This window comes from Sphingorhabdus sp. YGSMI21 (genome assembly GCF_002776575.1).
In the GTDB taxonomy this organism is placed as follows: domain Bacteria; phylum Pseudomonadota; class Alphaproteobacteria; order Sphingomonadales; family Sphingomonadaceae; genus Parasphingorhabdus.
Window position 1 is genome coordinate 3359593 of record NZ_CP022548.1, and the last position, 18567, is coordinate 3378159.

The window sequence follows — 18567 nt, forward strand, 5'->3', positions numbered from 1 at the left end:
AGCGGTGCAATTGATGGATGCCGTTCGTCCTCAGCCTGTCGAAGGACAGATCAAGCCGAGAGGCGCACTCCGACAAGCCCAGTGCGAACGGGCTCTTACGGGCTGTGGAATAAACCGGCCATCAGGCCGCGATGCCATGTTCCTTACGCAGCTTGGCGAGCTTCTTCAGCACCATCTGCCGTTTCAGGCGCGAGAGATGGTCGATAAACAAAATGCCCTCGAGATGATCCATCTCGTGTTGCAGACAGGTCGCGAGCATGCCCTCGATCTGCTCTTCATATTGCTTGCCCTCGACATCCTGCCAGCGCGCGGTGATCGTCGCCGGCCGTTCGACATCGGCATATTGGTCGGGCACCGAAAGGCAGCCTTCCTGATAGACATTGAGATCCTCAGACGGATCGAGAATTTCCGGATTGATGAACACGCGCGGATCGTTGATCACGCCATGGTCATGGTCGCAATGCTCGCCATGTTCATGATCGTGCGGCGCCGGCTCCTGCAAATCGATGACCAGCACCCGCTTGGGCACGCCGACCTGAATCGCGGCCAGCCCGATGCCCGGCGCGTCATACATGGTGTCGAACATGTCCTTGACCAGCGTTTTGAGTTCGTCGTCAAACACGGTCACGGGTTCGGACACGGTTTTCAGGCGCGGATCAGGCACCTCGAGGATCGGTAAAATAGCCATGCTGCAAATTTAGGGATTCTGCGGGGATTCGTCAACCGCTGCCGCATTCGGCGGGAATCAAAAGAAAAGGGCCCACCAGTTGATGGCGAGCCCCTGTCCTATTGGCATCTGCTTCTAGAAAGCGACTTTGGCGCCGAGGCGGAAGACCCGGCCCAGCGTATTGCCGATGAACGGGTTATAACCCAGCGGCAGCCGCGCGGCCGATGCTTCCTCGTTGCTGAAATTTTCAATCGAAAATTGCAGCTGCGCATCAAAAGCAGCGATCGGCAGTTCGTAGGTCGCATGGACATCATGCTGCAGATAGCTTTCGATATTCCGGCCGAAATTGGTGCCGCCGAAACTGGTGGTGGCACAAAATTCCAGACCATCGCATCGCTCGTCACGAACGCCCGCGATATAGGTCGCCCCATAGCGCAGGTTCACTCCGGAAATATTGTAGTTCACATAGCCATTGGCCCGCCATGGCGAAATCGTGCCCGGATTGCGGTCGAGATTGCCCAGTCCCACGGCATCGAAACTGTCGCGCAACACAATGCCGTCGAGGATGAAATCACCGATGTCATAGGTCAGGATATGACTGGCGTTGACCCCGACGGAGAAAACGCCCGAACCGACATCGGTGGTGTAGCTGGCGGAAAAATCCAGACCCGATGTCTTGGTTTTCGGACCATTGACCCACTGGGTGAAGATACGCGAGATATTCGTGCCATTTGTGACCCCCTGCACACAGGCTCCGCCATCAAATGTGATGAGGTCTGCAAAGGGATTGGAACAATCCGCCAGTCCACCGGCCGACGGCACTACGCTGTTGGCAATGGCCTGGGCATCGGTCGACGTGATTTCGTCTTCGAAGGTGAAGTTCCAGTAATCGACGGAGAAGGTAAAGCCGTTGAAATCGACCACGGCGCCGAGATTGTAGCTGAAGGCTTTTTCCGGCCCCAGATCGGTCGGATTGCCTGCGACATCAACCGCTTTGTAATTGCCGTTTGCGGCGCCGATCGCGGCGAGAGACGTCACTGCGTTGGTCGACACCTGTGCGGCGAGCGGTCCACGGAAAGTCGTGCCCACCGATCCGCGCAATACCAGCCAATCGGTCGGTTCCCAGCGGATTGCGCCCTTGGGATTGAATGTCGAACCGATCGACCCGCCATAATCTTCGAAACGCGCAGCAGCGGTGATTTCAAGCGTATCGCTGATCGGCACGGCGACCTCGGCGAATACCGCCTTTACATCCTGAGTGAGCGATGTTGGTCTTGATCCGCCCAGGAATATGAACGATCCGGCGCCATCCAGACCACCGCCAATGCAACTCTGGTCACCCAATATGACGCAGGGGTTAATATCCAGATTGGATTCCTGGCGCAGCGGCCGGGAGCGGAAACTGACCTTGCGATATTGTCCGCCGGCAGCCCATTGGACATTGCCGCCACCAAGATCGAGACCGAGTTCTCCTGTGAAGATGAGATCGACGACAAATGTGTCCTCGGTCTCTTTCACGCCATTATCAACCTGGAGGAAATTGATCAGCTCGATCGAGTTTTCGTTGCCCGGAACATAAAAGGGATTGCTGAGGCCCAGCGACGGATTTCCGGGTCCAGCATTGACGAACGGGTTGAACCACTGACAACCGCCAACGCCCGGTGTGCCGGTTGCCGGATTACAATCCGGACCACCCAGACCATTGAGCGCGTCTTGCAGACGAGATCCTACGACACCCGGAGAACTGCGGCTGCGATCATAAGTCGCCCAGGTCATAGACAATTGCCCGCTCAGGCTTTCCGAGAAATCCTTTTCGAGCGTACCAGACATCCGGAACGCCTTGTTGTGGGCGGTCTGACGCCCCGCGCCTCTGCCGGGATCGGTCGGGTTGCCGAGATTGCCGAATGGCCGCCACAGGAAAATCCCGATCGGCCCTGCGATGGGCGCGGTGAGGCCGATCTGGTCGGCAAATATCTGCGCGCCCGGATTGGCCGGGTCAATGGTAAAGCCGCCACCCAATTGGGCACCGCCGGGACCTTGCAGCGGCGGGTAAGCCGGAGATGTCCCGATGCCGTCCAGATCGGTCTGCGCATAGGTGAGTTCACCATGGAAACGGAATGTGTCGGAAAGGTCGATATCGGCCTGGATATAGCCCTGATAGCGGTCTTCTTCCTCGATCAGATTGTCGAACGGTATGAAGCTGAAGCGGCAAATCCCGTCGGGCGTACCGCCGGTCTCCTCGCACCCGGCGTCGGGTCGCGCCCCGACTCCCGGAATGATGAAGAAGCCTGGCGTCGCCAGTGCAGACCAGGCCGCCGGATTGACGTCATAGGGCTGGAATCCGTAAGACCGCTCCGTCGATGCCAGTTCGGAGCGATGCTGCCAGCCGACACCGGCCATGATATTGAGGTCACCGAAATTCTGGCCAACCAGAATGGACGCGGTATGGTTGCCGTCGGATCCCTTGATAAATTCATAGTCCCCCTGCACTTCCACGCCTTCGAAGCGCCTCTTGGTGACGAAATTGGCCACCCCGGCAATCGCATCGGAACCATAAGTCGCCGCTGCGCCATCCTTCAGGATTTCAACCCGGTCCAGCGCGAAAAGCGGGATTGCGTTGGTGTCTCCGAACCCGCCGGCAACCGCGCCCGGTGCGGTCAGCGTCCGGCGACCGTTGAACAGCACCAACGTGCGGGTCGGCCCCAGATTCCGCAGGTTCACCGAGCCGAAGCCCTGATTGGCCTGCGCAATGGTTGAAAACTGGTTCGAGTCACCCAGCACGCTGCCGACTTCGGGCAGATTTTTGATAAATTCGAGCGGTGAAGACACCCCGCTTTGCGAAAGATCCGCGCTCGTATAGACGTCGACCGGAACCGCCGCATCCTCAGGCGTACCGCGAATATAGGATCCCGTCACGACGATGACCTCGTCTCTGTCGGCTGCCGCTTCATCACCTTGCGCATATGCCATTCCCGGGGTGATCCCCAAGGCCAATGCCAATGCGCCCAAGGCGCACCTATTGCGTAAAATGGAATTCCTCATCATGCTCTCTCCCGTTGATCAGTCTTTATATTATTATTCAGTACTGATTTTTATTATTATGTTGTGCAATGTGCCCTTAAGAAGGCCCGTTCGTCAAGGGCGCTTAATTATCTGCTTAATTATGGCGGAATTCCGTTATGATTTCTGGAATTTCCGAACCAATCCACAGGCGATAGCGACGCCCGGAGTTCCTTGGTTCTTTAGACCACGAAATTTATTCATCGTCGCTGGCGCCGGACCGAAGCGGCAATAATCGAGCGAAGGATGATCAGTCCTGGTTGACCGGTCGGCGCGACCGCAATGCCTGCGCCAAAGTGCCCTCGTCCAGATAATCCAGTTCGCCGCCAACGGGAATGCCGTGCGACAGCTGGCTCAACCGGATCGGGTAATTTTCCAGCCGCTCGGCGATATAATGGGCGGTGGTCTGCCCTTCCAGCGTCGCGTTCATCGCCAGCACCACCTCGTCAATGCCGCCCGCTTCGACCCGCCGGATCAGCGTGTCGATACCGATATCTTCCGGGCGGACACCGTCGAGCGCAGACAATTTTCCGCCCAGCACATGAAATTTACCGGGAAACAGACGCGATTTGTCCAGCGCCCAGAGATCGGAAACTTCTTCTACCACGCACAGGGATTTTTCGTCGCGGCGGGGGTCGCTGCATATCTGGCAGGGATCCTGCGTATCCACATTGCCGCAGATGCCGCACGTCACGAGCCGCTCGTCTACGCGTTCCATCGCCGCCAATATCGGCTTCATCGCCGTTTCCGGACGCTTGAGCAGATAGAGCACCGCCCGCCGGGCCGAGCGCGGCCCCAGGCCGGGGAGCTTGGCGAGGGCCTGAACCAGATTTTCGATCTCTTGCGATGCCATGGCTTAGTCATTAGGAGCAGCCGCACAAACCTGCCAAGCACAAAATGCCTGTCCTACAGCGACGCGAATGTTTATCGTCCCGGTCCTGCCGGAGGCTGGTCAGATATTTGACGGCAAAAGCAGAATTTTGTGATGGGAGACCATTGATCCGGGAAAATCACTTTCCGGATTAGGGGGTGTGACCCGTGTGACCCTGAGAGAGAATATTTATGACGCCCGGCACCAAATCCCTGCGAATCGCCTTCATGGGGACCCCAGATTTTGCCGTGCCGGCGCTGAAAGCGTTGCACGAAGCCGGGCATGATATTGTCGCGGTCTATTCACAGCCGCCCCGGCGCGCGGGACGCGGCAAGAAACTGTCCCCCTCGCCGGTGCAGCGCATGGCGGAGGAACTGGGGATCGAAGTCCGCACCCCGGTGTCGCTGAAAAACGAAGAAGAACAGGCCGCCTTTGCCGCGCTCGATCTGGATGTCGCGGTTGTTGCTGCTTATGGCCTGATCCTGCCGCAGGCGATACTGGACGCACCGAAAAGGGGTTGTCTGAATATCCACGGCTCGCTGCTTCCCCGCTGGCGCGGCGCGGCACCGGTGCAGCGGGCGATATTGGCGGGTGACACCGAAACCGGAATCACCATCATGCAGATGGAAGCCGGGCTGGACACCGGACCGATGCTCCTGAAATCGACCACGCCGGTGGACGGGAAGACCGCTGGCGAGCTGACCGACGAACTCGCCGAGACGGGTGCGACGCTGATGGTGCAATATCTGGCGGCCCCATCCGACTATCCGGCCGAAGTGCAGGATGACGCATTGGCAACCTATGCGAAAAAAATCGAGAAACAGGAAGCGCGTCTGGATTTCGCCCGGTCTGCCGAACAGGTCGAGCGCCAGATCAGGGCGTTCAATCCCCAGCCGGGCGCTTTTTTTGAGTATCAGGAAGCCCGCTACCGGATATTGAAGGCAAAAGTCAGCGACGCTGCGGGCTTCGCGGGGACAACTCTGGACGATCAACTGCTGGTCGGCTGCAGCAGCGGAGCGATCCAGCCGGAAGTCATACAGAAGGCCGGCAAGCCCGCCATGGACCTCAAGTCCTTTCTCAACGGCACGAAAATCCCGAAGGGGACCAAATTGCAATGACCCGCTTCGCGATCACTCTGGAATATGATGGCCGCCCGTTCATGGGTTGGCAGCATCAGGATCACGGCCCCAGCGTGCAGCAGGCGGTGGAGCAGGCGATCCACAAGATCACCGGTCAGGACGTACGCGTTTTTGCAGCCGGCAGAACCGACGCCGGCGTCCACGCCCTGGCGATGCGCGCGCATTTCGATCTTGAAACCAAGCTGACGCCGTTCCGGCTGAGCGAAGGCATCAACGCCGGCCTGCGTCCCCACCCGGTGGCGGTGCTGGCCTGCGACATTGTCGACGAGGAATGGCACGCCCGCTTCGCCTGCGAGGGACGACGCTATCTCTACAAGATTACCAACCGCCGCGCGCCGCTGACCTTCGACCGCGGGCTGAGCTGGCAGGTTGCCCCGGCACTCGACAGCGACGCCATGCACAACGCGGCGCAGGCGCTGACCGGTCAGCATGATTTCACCACATTCCGCTCGGTCCATTGCCAGGCGCAAAGCCCGGTCAAGACGCTCGACAGCATATCGGTCAGCCGCTTCGGCGAGGAAATTGAAGTCGAGGTCGCCGCCCGCTCCTTCCTGCATCACCAGGTCCGTTCGATCGTCGGGTGCCTGAAACTGGTCGGCACCGGCAAATGGACGAAAGTGGACCTGAAAAACGCGCTGAAAGCGAGAGACCGCAATGCGCTCGGCTTCAACGCCCCGCCGGACGGTCTCTATTTTGTCGAAGCCATCTATCCGGAATAGCTGTTCACCGGCGCAGGCCGGTGGCCAGAAAATTAGTGCACTATCGGCTGGACCCCGGCCTTCGCGGATAAACTACAGCCCAAACAACCGCGACAGCGATTTATCGAGCATCAGCAGCTGCCAAAGCAAGCGGCTGTTATCCGACCGGCCGGCGATATGGTCATCCGCGATCGTGCGCATGGCCTTGCTGTCAAACCAGCCGGTCCGCGCCAGATTGCCGCCGCTGGCGATGTCCCGGGCGGTGTCGGCAAGCGGTCCGCGGAACCATTGTGCGATCGGCGTCACGAAACCCATTTTCGGGCGATAGAGAATGTCATCGGGGAGATATTGTTCCATCGCCTTTTTGAGGAGATATTTGCCCTGCCCCCTGTGAACCCGCAAACCGGTCGGCAGTTTTGCCGCGAACTCCATCAGCTTGTAGTCAAGCAGGGGTTCGCGCGCTTCCAGACCGACGGCCATGCTGGTCCGGTCGACCTTGGTCAATATGTCGCCCGGCAGCCACATTTTCATATCGGCATATTGCGCCTGATCGAGGCCATTGCGCGCCGGCGCATTGTCCATCAGGTCGATCATCCGCTGCTCGGCCTGATAGTCGCCAAGATCGCTGCGCATGCGGTCGGAATAGATGTGCCGGCGTCCCGATGGCGTTGTCACGCCGACCGCTTCGGCATAGCCTTCCGGTCCGGTGCGGGCCAGCGAGAGCAAAGTCGACTTGGCGCGAAACGGACGTGGTGCCCAGTCGGCCTTGGGATAGACGGAGCCCAGCCAGCCGAAGGCCGGCCCGCGAAAGGATTGTGGCAACAGCCCCCTCACCCGTTCTTCAGCGTGGTGAAAGACATGGCGGCGATAGCCGGCCATTGCCTCGTCAGCACCATCTCCGGACAGCGCGACGGTCACGGTCTCGCGGGCGAGCTCGGCCACCCGGTACGTCGGCAAGGCAGAGGCATCGGCAAAGGGTTCGTCAAAATGGTCGGCGAGCGTGTCAATCAGACCGAAATCATCCGCCGCCACAATGCGTTTGCGATGATCAGTCCGAAACCGTTCCGCGACCTGCCGGGCATAGCCGGTCTCGTCGAGCGAATGCTGGTCGAAACCGATCGAACAGGTCTTGACCGGCCGCCGGCTGTGCTCCGCCATCAGCGCGACCACCGCGCTGCTGTCGACCCCACCGGACAGAAAGGCGCCCAGCGGCACATCCGCGACCATCCGCGAGCCTACGGCCTGTTTGAGCAGGTCGACCAACTCCTCTTCCAAAGCACCAGCAGAAGCCTTGTGGCGCTGGCTGAAATCCATATCCCAATATTGCACCGGTGCGGGTTCCGGCTTGCCCTGCTCGAGCAGCAGATAATGGCCGGCCGCCAGCTTCTTCACGCCCCTGAGCAGCGATGTCTGGTCCGGGACATAGCCAAAGGCGAGATAGTCATCGACCGCCCGCAAATTGGGCTCGCGGCGCAGCAAGGGATTGGCGAGCAAGGCTTTCAGTTCCGAACCGAACAATATGCTGCCGTCCGACACCCGCGCGTAGAACAGCGGCTTCACGCCCAGCCGGTCGCGGGCCAGAAACAATTGGCGGCTGCGCTGGTCGTAGAGCGCGAAGACAAACATGCCGTTCAGCCGCTTCAGGCACTCCACGCCCCATTGCCGCCAGGCATAGAGAATGACTTCGCTGTCGCTACTGGTCGCAAACTGGTGGCCCAGTCCCTCCAGCTCGGCCCGAACCTCGCGGAAGTTGTATATCTCGCCGTTGAAACTGAGCACCTGCGCTTCGTCGGCCGTCAGCATCGGCTGCGCGCCGCCTTCCAGATCGATGATCGAAAGTCGGCGATGCCCAAGCCCGACACCCGGGGCGGTCCAGATGCCCGATCCGTCCGGCCCGCGGTGCGACAGGCTGTCGGTCATCTTGCGCAGACGATCGGGACCGACGGGCTTGGCCGTCTCCAAATGAAATATACCTGCTATGCCACACATAGGTGCGCCCTAGCGCAGGCCCGCCATCGCGTCAGCCAATTTGTCGACCGGGCCGAGATCAGCAAGAAAGGCGTCGATCGCAATCCGGGGCGATTCTTCGCGCCTCGTCTCCGACGACACCAGAATTGCCACGGCCTGTTGCGGACCGCCAAGCAGCCTGCTCTTCAGCGTTTCGAGCTTCACCACCGAGCCGCTGCCGGTGAGCTTGCCGCCGATGCGATAGAAACTGACGACATCGCGCACCACCGGTCCGGGCGCGATCAGTTCGACCGCAGACCCGCCGGCCGGTGCTTCGAGCGCGCGGTTGCGGGACCATTCGGTTTCCGGAACCAGTGCGCCCTGCCCGTAACCGACGATCTCGCGTCCGTCTTCCTGACGGTCGTAAACGGCGATTGCGAGATCGGCCTCCATGCCCGTCACAGGGTTCCGGTAGCGCCCGAGCAGCTGATGGCTGGCACCGGCAAAACGGGGTTGCCAGGGGTAAAGTGGCTGATAATCCACCCGCTCCCAACCGGCGACGTCCGGCAGGGCAATCCTGTCGGGCACGGTCGATTCCTGAGCCGCGAGAACCGATATCCACAGCACCGGCGTCAAAAGGATAGCCGCCATCACGGCCAAGATCTTCACCGGATGCTGACGGTCCGACGGGATGGACTGCCGACGAGCCAAAGCGTCTCCATCAATCATCGCATCGTCTATCTTCCGGTCGAAAAAGGGCCAGCCGATCGCCATCAGCACGATCAGGACAAAGGCGAAAAAGAACCAGCCGTAGAAAATATGATCAAAGCCGACCGCGAAATCGAGCGATGTATGATGCGCGATATAGATGGTACCGAAAGCACGGACACCATTGGCGAGGATCGGCACGATGACCGCCGCGATCAGGAACAATATCCGCCGGTTCCAGCTCTGGAAGCAGACATTGCCGACCAGCGCGCCATAAGCGAACATCGCGATCAGGAACTTGATGCCCGAACAGGCCTCGGCCACCTCGAAATAGCCGGTCGGCGTCGATATGAAAATCCCGTCAATGAAGGCCGGGATATCGGCCCAGGCGAGAAACAGCATCGACAATTTGGCGGTCACCATTTGCAGAAAAGGCACAAATTCCTCGCCGAACGGGACCAGAAAAAAACTGAAAGCCAGCGGGAATGTGAGGCCGCGGGCGACAGTGGGACCGAGCAAGGTGATTACCGCGCCCTGCAGCATCATCAGCAGCCCGAGATGGCGGGCAAGGGAAACGCCGGCAGCCTCTCCGATCAGCCATCCCGAAGCGGCAATTCCGGTCAGCAAAAGTCCTGGCGGCCAGATTTCCGGCACGAGCTTGGCCAGTTCCTCCCGCCTTTGCTGCACCAGCCAGTAGAGGATCGGCACGATCAGCAGACAATGATTATAGGTGGAGACAGACCACCATGTCCGGACCATGTCCGCGCCATCGCGCCAGAAAATCGCCAATATGCCCAGGCTCGCGAACGCCAGCAATTTCAGATGCGTCGACCAAAGCGATGCAGGAATAGCAGGCTGTTTGTTGCTCTGGACATGATCGGCAGTTGCGCTCGTCATGCTGCAGCCTCGGCAACCGCAGATACGGGCAGACCGCACAAGGCGGGCAGATCTGCAAGCTGCGTCTCCCACGAATATTGCGCATGAATAAGCCGTTTCGCCCGCTCGCCAAGCTTCGCTGCCTGCTCCGGATTTTGCAGCAATTGGCACACCAATCGCGCCTCGTCGTCCGCAGACGCAGCGATCAGGAAATGCTCGCCGTCGATCGCGTCAATGCCCTCTGCCGCGCAACCGGACGCTACCACCGGTCTGCCCATCGCCATCGCCTCGAGCACCTTGTTCTGGATACCCCGAGCGATCCGCAGCGGCGCGACGACAACATCGGCAGCCACGATCCAGTTGCGGATGTCCTCGACCGCGCCGATCACAAGCGTGCCATTCCTGCCGTCAAGCTGCCTGACCTTCTCGGTCGGCGCCCGGCCGGCGATGGCAAAGCGCGCGTCCGGAAAACGTGCGAGGATTGTCGGCATGACCTGCGTGCTGAAGCTGTGCACCGCCTGAATATTGGGTTGATAATCCATCTGGCCGGTGAACAGGATCATCGGTCCGCTTTGTTCCAGCCCCTCTGGCTGCATGTCCGTTGCGCCATAAAATTCCAGGTCGATCCCGTTGCCCACGGCCTTCACCCGGTCCCCGGCCAAGCCCGAGCGCTGACGAAACAAACCCGCCTCCGCTTCGCTGACAAACAGGCTGTGATCGGCCCGTTCGGCAACATCCTTTTCGAAGGTCCGCAACAACCGGCCCTCCCGGCGATTGATCCAGGCCATCGGCCCCGAACCATCATCGGCGTAGCTTTCGAATTTGGCGCTATCGACATCACCGAAATCCATCACCACGCGACCGTCAAACGCGGCCGGAATATATTGTGCCATCTGGCCGGAAAATATGAAGACGCAGTCTATCGGGCGTGTGGCAATGACGTCCGCAACATAGGCGCGGATTGCGGCGCTGGCGAAACAGGTCAGCGACACCGGCTGTCCGGAAAATATGGCTTCGATCCCGCCGGCCCATCTCGCTTTCGTCCGCAGGACAATCTCGCAGGAAGCAAGCTCCGCCTTGCGCGCCCAGCCGGTCTGCGCCTCGGCTTCGTCTTCGGCAAAACAGGCCACATGCACGGGGGCGCAGTCCATCAGCCTTTGCAGGAAATGGTGCGAGCGGATCTTGTCGCCCCGGTTCGGTGGCCAGGGGACGCGATGCGTCAGGAACAATATCTCACCCATCAGCCGAGGCCTTTGGCTATCAAGGGTCCGACACGGTTGGCGATGGGCAACGGCAGGCGTTGCCACAGCGCCACCTGCATCCGGTATTTCGGGCTCGTCGGATTGACGTCGCGCGCATCCTCACCATCGGCTGTGCGCGTTGCATAGGAAAGCGGTTGCGGTTCGAATCCCCAGTTCTTCTTGAAGGAAAAAGCACCCGTTCCATATTTGGATCGGCCGAAATCAAACGAAGTACATCCCCGCTTGCGGGCATGGTTCATCAGTTCATAATACATGATGTCATTGGCGCGAAAGCGTCGCGCGTCCCATGTGCCGCCGCCCCAGTAAGGCATCACCGTCTGGTGATGATAGAGACTGAGAACGCTGGCGACCGGCACATCATCGCTGAGCACGGTCAGGATATCGGCATCCTCGCCGAAAGCGTCGAGGACTTCGTCGAACAGCGCTTTCGGGAATACCGGTGTTCCCAGATTACGGACGCTTTCGGCATAGACGGCATAATGATCCGCCCGGTCTTCCTGCGTCGTCCCGATGCGCACCGTCAGATCGTTCTTGAGGCCCTTGCGGATTTCGGCGCGCTGTTTGCGCGGAACGGCGAGCAACTGGCTGTCCGCATCGTCTGCCAGCTCGGTGACAAAACCGGCGTAGACATCCTGCTTGCACTGCCATTGTCCATCGGGCACCGGCCCGCCGCGCAATTCGACGGTGGGAAAGCTGTTGCTCTCGGCAAAGCGCCACGCTTCGTTGGCGAGCAACTGGATTGCCTGATCATTGTCGGAGAGAATACCGCCGCCCACGGCAAAACCGGAAGAAACCAGTGCCCTGCCAAACAGGGGCGAATGGATCAGGTTCAGCGGCAGAATTCCTTGCAATTGTCCTTTGTGATCTTCAGCCAGAAGGTATCGCCACTCGTGACCGCAGCCCTTGCCGACCGACAATACCCATGCCGGGCGATGAAAGGCTGTGCCTAGCGGCGAAGCATCCACGAACGATTCAATCCGGGCCAGTTCATCGGCATCGGCTTGCGCGAGAATACGGACCGTCAAGGACTCCGGCTTGATTGCCATATGCATCACATCAGCCCCGCTTCCAGAGCCGCCAGTTCGTCCACTCTGCCCCAGCGGAAGTCTTGCCCAGCCTGCTGCAACTTGGCACGCATCCCTGACAAATTGGTATAATGGCGTAGCCGGGATCGAAGCGGCGCATTGGCAACCCGCGGCTGATCAGGGTCGATCTCCCACGGGTGAAAGTAGAAAATCGCGCCATGTCCGTCATCGCGCTGCATCTTCCTGATCGAGCGCTCATATAAGGCATAAGGCAAAAGCCGGAAAAACCCGCCTCCGCCTGCGGCGAACGTGCGGTTACCAAGCTTGACCGTGGTCACCGGCAATTCGATGAAATCGGACTGCTCGACGGGCTTCCAGGCAAAGCGCGGCGACCCTGCCCAGCCATAATGATCATGACGGATCGGCGCGACACTGGAGGAATAGGCATAGCCTTCTTCAGCCAATATCTTGTGCGCCCACGGGGTCCGCTGGTCGATGGAAAAACTGGGAGCTCGATAGCCGATGACCTGCTGGCCGGACGTATCCTCGATTATCTTGCGGCTGCGGTCCAGATCGGTCCGGAACTGTTCGGGCGACAGGGTGAACACGCGGGCATGGTCATAGCCGTGATTGGCGATTTCATGACCGGCGTCGGCTATCCGCCGCATGAGGGCCGGATAGCGCTCCGCGACCCACCCCAATATGAAAAAGGTCGCCTTGATGCCTGCTTCTTCGAACAGGGCCAGCACCTCATTGGTGTTATGTTCTACCCGATGCTCGAGCTGATCCCAATCGGCACGATCGATGACCGTTTCGAAGGCTCCCACCTGAAACCAGTCCTCGATATCGACCGACATGGCGTTGAGCAAAGCATCCGCTTTTCTCGCCCTGGCGAAAGGTTCAGGCCGCGCGTCCCGCATTGACATAGCTTTCCTTGCTCCGGACATCGCTCTCGACCCATTGCACAAGCAACGTCAAGACGCGGTGCAGATTTTCTTCCTGGTCGTTCATGCGCGTTTCCATCCGCGACAGACGCTTTGCCATGATATCGATCTGCTGTGCCATCGCCTTGTCGGAAGCTGCCGGAGCCACAGCAGACTCGGCGGGCTTCGCTTGGGATGCAATCCGCGTTCCGGCAGCCTGCGCGGCCGATTCCGTTGGCGCTTGCGGAGGACGAAGGTTGACCACTTCATGCTCCGTCGCGGACGCCGGTTCGGGCGCGGGAACGGGGGCCGGCGCGCTGACAGGTGCATCTGTGCTCGCAGTCTGGGCCTTCTTGGGCTTTTCCCACAAAGGGTTCTTGGGCTCGGCAGTTGCTGTCGGCGGAGCGGCAATTTCCACGTCTTCGCCATTCAGATCGGCAATCACCCGTTCGACCATCGGCTGGTCGATCATCTCGGCATGCTCGATCGCCCCCATCAGCAATATCCGGCTCATCAAGGCGTTGATCTTGCGGGGCACGCCATCGGTTTCGGAGTAAAGCAGCCGAAATACGCTGGATGTGATTTTCGGGCGTCCCGACCAACCGCTTTTGGACAAGCGATGCGTGACATAAGGTTCGATCTCTTCTGCATCCATCGGTTCAAGATGGTGGTGCGCGATGACCCGCTGCCGCAATTGCTCCAGCTGGTTGGAGTTCTGCAACATATCGCGAAATTCCGGCTGGCCGAGCAGAAATATCTGCAGCAGAGCCTGGCCGCCAAGCTGGAAATTGGACAGCATCCGCAATTCCTCCAGCGCACCCGCTGGAAGATTTTGCGATTCGTCCACGATCAGCAGACAGCGCCGCCCCGCCCGCGCTTCGGCGTGCAGAAACTCTTCAAAGGCGCTGAGCAACTGCGCCTTGTCCATATGGTCTGTGTTGATATCGAAATGGTTGGCAGCAACGCGCACAATATCTTCGCTGTCCAGCTTCGTGGTCACGATATTGGCGGCGGTCAGACGCGCCTTGTCGATTGTCGCCATCAGATGGCTGACCAACGTGGTCTTGCCCGCGCCGACGTCTCCGGTGATGACGATGAAGCCTTCACCCTGTGCCAGGCCATAGCCAAGATAGGACAATGCCTTGCGGTGCGTCAGGCTTTCGAAATAGAAATGCGGATCCGGGGTCAGCTGAAAGGGCCGGCCATTCAATCCATAAAATGTATCATACATGCGCGTATCTCCGGTCAACGGCGGTGAAGAAGCCGTTAAAAATCATATCTCAGTCCCAGCAGAGCGGAAGCGGTAAGCTCGCTGTCGAAACCATCTTGCTGGAAACTGTCCAGACCAACCGCCGCCGTGCCCTGCAATCGGGGCAATATCTGGCGATAATAAGCTGCATTGGCGCCGACCCCCAGAACATTGGGTGCATTGGCAAAGCCGCTGTCCAGCAGATTGGCGTAAACATTGGCATCGAAGCTGGAATAGGCATCGAGTTCGCGGCCGATGGTCAGGTTGGCGTAATAATTCTGGTCGACGAGTCCATCGACCGCGGAAACCGAACCGAGTTGCGAGGCAAAGAAGCGCCGACGCGCATAGCCCACGCCCAGGCCGGTATTCCATCCGCCATGACGATAGGTAAGCTGCCCGTTGACGCCCCGCGCGCGGAACGAGGAAGATGCGGCTGATTGCAGGACATCGTTGAAACACAGGCTGCTCGTCTGACCGAAGGCACAGCCGTTCAATTCCCCGCTAAGGGGATTGCGGGTGGTGGAAAAGCCGGTGCCCAGATTGGCGAGATTGTCGTTGAGCAAATTCCCGAAGCCCGACACCGTGTCGTAGACGGAAATATTCAGCGCTGTATTCTGGTTCGGCTGATAGGCGAAGTTGCCATAATAGGTTTCGCTACCATAGCGTTGACCGACCCGCGCCTCGAGCGAGGTACGGCGACTTGGCCGCCAGAGCACACCGGCATCCCAGTATATACCGTCCTGATCGTAGGACAGCAATCGGGGCGAGCTTTTGTCGGTGACAAAGCGGCCGTCGTCGCCGATGATCGGAACACCGTCGGTGTCGCGCAACGCATCCCGTTCCGAAATCTCGATATCCTCATAGCCAACGCCGCCAACCAGAGCCATGGTCGACGAAACCGGCACGGTTACGTCGGCACGGACCTGCTTTCCGTCGAACCGCTGATCCAGCTGGCTGCCATCTTCGCGTTGCCAGCCTGCACCGACGGTCCAGCCGAAAGGCAAATCACCGGGTTGCATGCCGACGCTGGCGCTCGCCGAATGGCTGACGCTATCATCGAATACGTCGATGGGAGCCTGTCCCGGTGGCAGGATTCCAGCAGATTCATTCTCTACCTTGGTATAGCCGATGCGGTAACCGGCATTCACATCCAGGGCGCCCACCCGGGTTGCGAGAGTCGGACCGGCATAAACGGAATAGACCTGCGTCACATTGTCGATATTGCCGACCGTATTGGATGGTGCCTCACCGCGCAGATCGACCCGGCTGCGGGCCGCGATTCCACCGGCTTCCAGGGCCAGAAGATTGGGAACAACCTGCACGCTGCCGCGGGCCAGACCGGTGATGATATCCTCGTCACCCAGATTGTCCTGATAGAAGAACCTCCGCTCATAGCGGACGTTCAACTGGGCTTCGGCATTGCGCGTCTGAAGCGACGTATCGACGCCGGCGGCGACCGACGTATAGGTCAGAACATCGCTGCCGTCCTTCAGATCTGCCACCAATATTTGCTGGATTTCCAGATAGGGTGCCACGTCAGCCTGGCGCTCGCGTGCCTCGACGACGGGTGCGGCCAGTCCCAGTAGCGGCAAAATTGCCGCCCCGTATTTCAGGACATTTCTGGTCATATGCGCGGTCATGGCTTACTCTCCATATCCATAATAGGATCCAAAGCGCCTGCCCGTCGGCGAGAATTTCGTGCCGTTCAGGAGAAGCTGGATATGATCACAGCCGCCCAGCAAACTCAGCGCATCGCGCAGGGCGGTTTCGGTTGTTTCATCGGCTTTGACCACCATCAGTACCTGACCGACATGCATGGCCAGAACCGAGGCCGGTGATGCCGACAGGGCCGGCGGCGAGTCAAAAATCACAATGCGGTTGGGATTGTTCTGGGTCAGGCGGTTGAGCACCTGTTCGGTCCGTGAGGACGCCAGATATTCGGTATCGGCATTGGTCTGGTCACCGGCCGGCAGGATTGCCAGCCCGGGAATATCCGTATGAATGATACAGTCTTCCACAGCCAATTGCGGGTCGGCAAGCGCATCCATCAAGCCCTTGCTTCCCTCCAGACCAAGGCTGGACAATATGCTCGGTTTTGCAAAATCCGCATCAACCAGCAGGACTTCATTGTCTTTTTCCGCCGCGATCGAGAGCGCCAGGTTCAGCGCACAGAATGTCTTGCCTTCATTCGGGTGCGCCGAGCAGATCAATATCCGCTCGCCCCGCGGCAAAGGGGCCATTTTCTGGCTGCCTTTTGCGGCGAGCAGCAATTGGCGCTTTATGATCCGGAACTCTTCGGAAATGCCGGTTACCGGGCCGTCCGGAACGATGAATCCGGCGTCTCGCAACTTGTCCCGGTCGACAATGACGGTTGGTCCTTCATAGGCCTCTACCGGCCTCTGACGAACAGGTGTGACCTGCCGGGAGAGCGTCTCGGGCTGCGCGGATTTCGACGGGAGCTCCCGTTGTTCGCCCGTCCGGACCGCGGGAATATAGTCGTAGATTTCCCCAGCCCTTTCGAGCAACGAACCGGTCTTTTTGGGAGGATTATATTCGTTCATATCTGCTCCCTCAGGCCACCATGCCGCGCTGGATAAATTCTACGATCATCAGCATCCCGAACACGCCGAAAAGAGCGCCGCTCGTGCCGAAAAATATACGAAGCTTCTTCTTCTGGATCTCGCGCTGGGCGCTGGTCAGAATCTGGGAGACCGAACCGATGACCGGCAGGCCGCTTGCCTTTTCCAGCCGTGCTGCGGTCGGATAGCTGGTTTGCACATGGCCCATCGCAAAGGCAGTGCCGATCCCGCCACCGATCCCGGCAATCAGAACCATAGCCAGCAACAGAGGCCGGTTGGGAGCAGCGGGCGAACGTGGGCTGGACGGCGGATCAATAACGCGGAACTTGAGCGAATCGGTTTCGGATTCGACCTGCCCGCGCAATTTGATCTGCTCCCGGTCTGCAAGCAGTTTGTTATATTGCTCTTTCAGCACCTCGTGGTCCCGGTTAATCCGCGACATTTCTGCAGCGACGCCAGGTTCGAGTGTCTGTTTCGACGCAAGTTGCGCCATGTCCGCCTGCAGTGCATTTTTCCGCGCCTGTAACGCCGCGAGGCTGGCTTGGCGTTCTGCGCGCATGCTCTGCAGCGAACTATAGGCCGGATTGGGCGTGCGATAGCCACCACCGCCAGCTGGTTCTTTGGCAACCTGTCCGCGCAGCGCTGCGATTTCATTTTTCATGGAGATGATGTCGGGATGGCTGTCGGTCCAGCCACGAGCGCGAGCGCCAGCGAGATTGGCTTCCATCTGGGCGAGTTGGCCACGGGCACCGCCGCTGCCAATTCCGGGCGTCGCGATCGACGACGGCGTGCCGGCAAGCTGGCCATTGAGCGCCGCCAGAGATCCGGATGCCTGGCTTATCTGGGAGTCAATTTGCGCAAGTTCCGCCCTGGCCGCTTCCATCCGCTGGCTGATCGAACCGATACCGGGCAATAGTCCGAGATTCTCTGTCTCGAACCGGACCCGCTTCTGTTCGACTTCCTGAAGCTCTTTTTCCCGCTGCGCGAGTTGAGCGTCGAGAAATTTGATTGTTTGGCTCGTTTCAGACCGGTCGCCCGACAGATTTTCCTCAACAAATATGTCGATCATTTTCTGGACAATATCACGCGCCAGCACGGCATTTTCCGCGTCGGAAAAATTGCTGGCAGAGGATCTTGCCGTAATCTCGAACAGATTGTCTTTTTCCGACTTGATCTCGATGCTCTTGCGCAATGTCTCGACCTTGTTGGCGAGTTCACGATCCGTCGCCACTGACTGGTTCAGCGCGGTTCCGCGAACGACTTTTTCGAGATTGATCGTGGAAGCGAGGGTTTCCTGAACCCGCTCCATGTTCTTCTTGCGCTCGCGCGCGTCCACCCCGACCTTGTCGGACAGAATCGACTGCATCTCTACAGAAATGCGTGCCTGCGATTCATAGCTGTTGGGGATCAGCGCGACGACAAGCCAGCCCAGCAGGCAAAGCCCCCAGGCCACAGCCAGTGCAAGCCAGCGTCTGTTCCAGACGCTGTGCACCGCTATTTTAAATTCATCATAAAGGCCGTTCATGTGTCTATTCAATTCCTGTGCAGGGAAGCCAAAAACAG

The 18567-nt window shown here is 59.3% G+C and carries 14 protein-coding genes; 2 read left to right on the forward strand and 12 right to left on the reverse strand.

Annotated features, from left to right (window positions below):
• Window positions 1-121 precede the first annotated feature (121 nt).
• From def to recR, 3 genes are all read right to left on the reverse strand, one after another.
• Window positions 122-688, reverse strand: coding sequence for a peptide deformylase (gene def, locus CHN51_RS16125; RefSeq protein ID WP_100094930.1), 567 nt, complete (start codon window positions 686-688; stop codon window positions 122-124).
• A 114-nt stretch (window positions 689-802) separates the two neighbouring features.
• Complete coding sequence (locus tag CHN51_RS16130; protein WP_240616775.1) at window positions 803-3637, reverse strand: TonB-dependent receptor; 2835 nt, start codon at window positions 3635-3637, stop codon at window positions 803-805.
• A gap of 340 nt (window positions 3638-3977) precedes the next feature.
• Window positions 3978-4580 (reverse strand): recombination mediator RecR, encoded by a 603-nt coding sequence (gene recR / locus CHN51_RS16135; RefSeq protein ID WP_100094932.1) that lies wholly within the window; start codon window positions 4578-4580, stop codon window positions 3978-3980.
• A gap of 230 nt (window positions 4581-4810) precedes the next feature.
• On the opposite strand from recR, the gene fmt reads away from it, so the two are divergent.
• The gene (gene fmt, locus CHN51_RS16140) at window positions 4811-5716 is read left to right on the forward strand and encodes a methionyl-tRNA formyltransferase (protein WP_100095703.1); all 906 of its coding nucleotides are present in this window, start codon (window positions 4811-4813) and stop codon (window positions 5714-5716) included.
• Window positions 5713-6456: a tRNA pseudouridine(38-40) synthase TruA gene (truA, locus tag CHN51_RS16145; RefSeq protein WP_100094933.1), complete on the forward strand. Its 744-nt coding sequence runs from the start codon at window positions 5713-5715 to the stop codon at window positions 6454-6456. Before fmt ends, truA begins: the two co-directional genes overlap by 4 nt.
• Window positions 6457-6528: 72 nt before the next feature.
• On the opposite strand, the gene CHN51_RS16150 is transcribed toward truA, so the two are convergent.
• The 9 genes from CHN51_RS16150 to CHN51_RS16190 are packed head-to-tail and all read right to left on the reverse strand — an operon-like array spanning window position 6529 to window position 18529.
• Window positions 6529-8424: an XrtA/PEP-CTERM system amidotransferase gene (locus CHN51_RS16150; RefSeq protein WP_100094934.1), complete on the reverse strand. Its 1896-nt coding sequence runs from the start codon at window positions 8422-8424 to the stop codon at window positions 6529-6531.
• 9 nt (window positions 8425-8433) lie between these two features.
• A complete protein-coding gene (xrtA, locus tag CHN51_RS16155) occupies window positions 8434-9987 on the reverse strand; it encodes an exosortase A (protein WP_100094935.1) in 1554 nt (517 codons plus the stop codon).
• Window positions 9984-11207, reverse strand: coding sequence for a TIGR03087 family PEP-CTERM/XrtA system glycosyltransferase (locus CHN51_RS16160; RefSeq protein ID WP_100094936.1), 1224 nt, complete (start codon window positions 11205-11207; stop codon window positions 9984-9986). Before CHN51_RS16160 ends, xrtA begins: the two co-directional genes overlap by 4 nt.
• Window positions 11207-12280 (reverse strand): FemAB family XrtA/PEP-CTERM system-associated protein, encoded by a 1074-nt coding sequence (locus tag CHN51_RS16165; RefSeq protein ID WP_240616776.1) that lies wholly within the window; start codon window positions 12278-12280, stop codon window positions 11207-11209. Before CHN51_RS16165 ends, CHN51_RS16160 begins: the two co-directional genes overlap by 1 nt.
• Window positions 12280-13179, reverse strand: coding sequence for an XrtA system polysaccharide deacetylase (locus CHN51_RS16170; protein WP_240616777.1), 900 nt, complete (start codon window positions 13177-13179; stop codon window positions 12280-12282). The genes CHN51_RS16165 and CHN51_RS16170 overlap by 1 nt, the downstream gene beginning before the upstream one ends.
• Window positions 13154-14407, reverse strand: coding sequence for an XrtA/PEP-CTERM system-associated ATPase (locus CHN51_RS16175; RefSeq protein WP_100094937.1), 1254 nt, complete (start codon window positions 14405-14407; stop codon window positions 13154-13156). Before CHN51_RS16175 ends, CHN51_RS16170 begins: the two co-directional genes overlap by 26 nt.
• Window positions 14408-14442: 35 nt before the next feature.
• Window positions 14443-16065, reverse strand: coding sequence for a hypothetical protein (locus CHN51_RS16180; RefSeq protein ID WP_100094938.1), 1623 nt, complete (start codon window positions 16063-16065; stop codon window positions 14443-14445).
• A 3-nt stretch (window positions 16066-16068) separates the two neighbouring features.
• Window positions 16069-16986, reverse strand: a complete 918-nt coding sequence (locus CHN51_RS16185; protein ID WP_100094939.1) for an AAA family ATPase — start codon at window positions 16984-16986, stop codon at window positions 16069-16071.
• A 10-nt stretch (window positions 16987-16996) separates the two neighbouring features.
• The gene (locus CHN51_RS16190; protein ID WP_100094940.1) at window positions 16997-18529 is read right to left on the reverse strand and encodes an XrtA system polysaccharide chain length determinant; all 1533 of its coding nucleotides are present in this window, start codon (window positions 18527-18529) and stop codon (window positions 16997-16999) included.
• Between the last annotated feature and the right edge of the window lie 38 nt (window positions 18530-18567).

What these genes read in the sequence shown, in the direction of transcription:
- def (WP_100094930.1), bottom strand. Translation starts at nt 688, where the DNA reads ATGGCTATTTTACCGATCCTCGAGGTGCCTGATCCGCGCCTGAAAACC.
- CHN51_RS16130 (WP_240616775.1), bottom strand. Translation starts at nt 3,637, where the DNA reads ATGGCATATGCGCAAGGTGATGAAGCGGCAGCCGACAGAGACGAGGTC.
- recR (WP_100094932.1), bottom strand. Translation starts at nt 4,580, where the DNA reads ATGGCATCGCAAGAGATCGAAAATCTGGTTCAGGCCCTCGCCAAGCTC.
- truA (WP_100094933.1), top strand. Translation starts at nt 5,713, where the DNA reads ATGACCCGCTTCGCGATCACTCTGGAATATGATGGCCGCCCGTTCATG.
- CHN51_RS16150 (WP_100094934.1), bottom strand. Translation starts at nt 8,424, where the DNA reads ATGTGTGGCATAGCAGGTATATTTCATTTGGAGACGGCCAAGCCCGTC.
- xrtA (WP_100094935.1), bottom strand. Translation starts at nt 9,987, where the DNA reads ATGACGAGCGCAACTGCCGATCATGTCCAGAGCAACAAACAGCCTGCT.
- CHN51_RS16160 (WP_100094936.1), bottom strand. Translation starts at nt 11,207, where the DNA reads ATGGGTGAGATATTGTTCCTGACGCATCGCGTCCCCTGGCCACCGAAC.
- CHN51_RS16165 (WP_240616776.1), bottom strand. Translation starts at nt 12,280, where the DNA reads ATGCATATGGCAATCAAGCCGGAGTCCTTGACGGTCCGTATTCTCGCG.
- CHN51_RS16170 (WP_240616777.1), bottom strand. Translation starts at nt 13,179, where the DNA reads ATGTCAATGCGGGACGCGCGGCCTGAACCTTTCGCCAGGGCGAGAAAA.
- CHN51_RS16175 (WP_100094937.1), bottom strand. Translation starts at nt 14,407, where the DNA reads ATGTATGATACATTTTATGGATTGAATGGCCGGCCCTTTCAGCTGACC.
- CHN51_RS16180 (WP_100094938.1), bottom strand. Translation starts at nt 16,065, where the DNA reads ATGACCGCGCATATGACCAGAAATGTCCTGAAATACGGGGCGGCAATT.
- CHN51_RS16185 (WP_100094939.1), bottom strand. Translation starts at nt 16,986, where the DNA reads ATGAACGAATATAATCCTCCCAAAAAGACCGGTTCGTTGCTCGAAAGG.
- CHN51_RS16190 (WP_100094940.1), bottom strand. Translation starts at nt 18,529, where the DNA reads ATGAACGGCCTTTATGATGAATTTAAAATAGCGGTGCACAGCGTCTGG.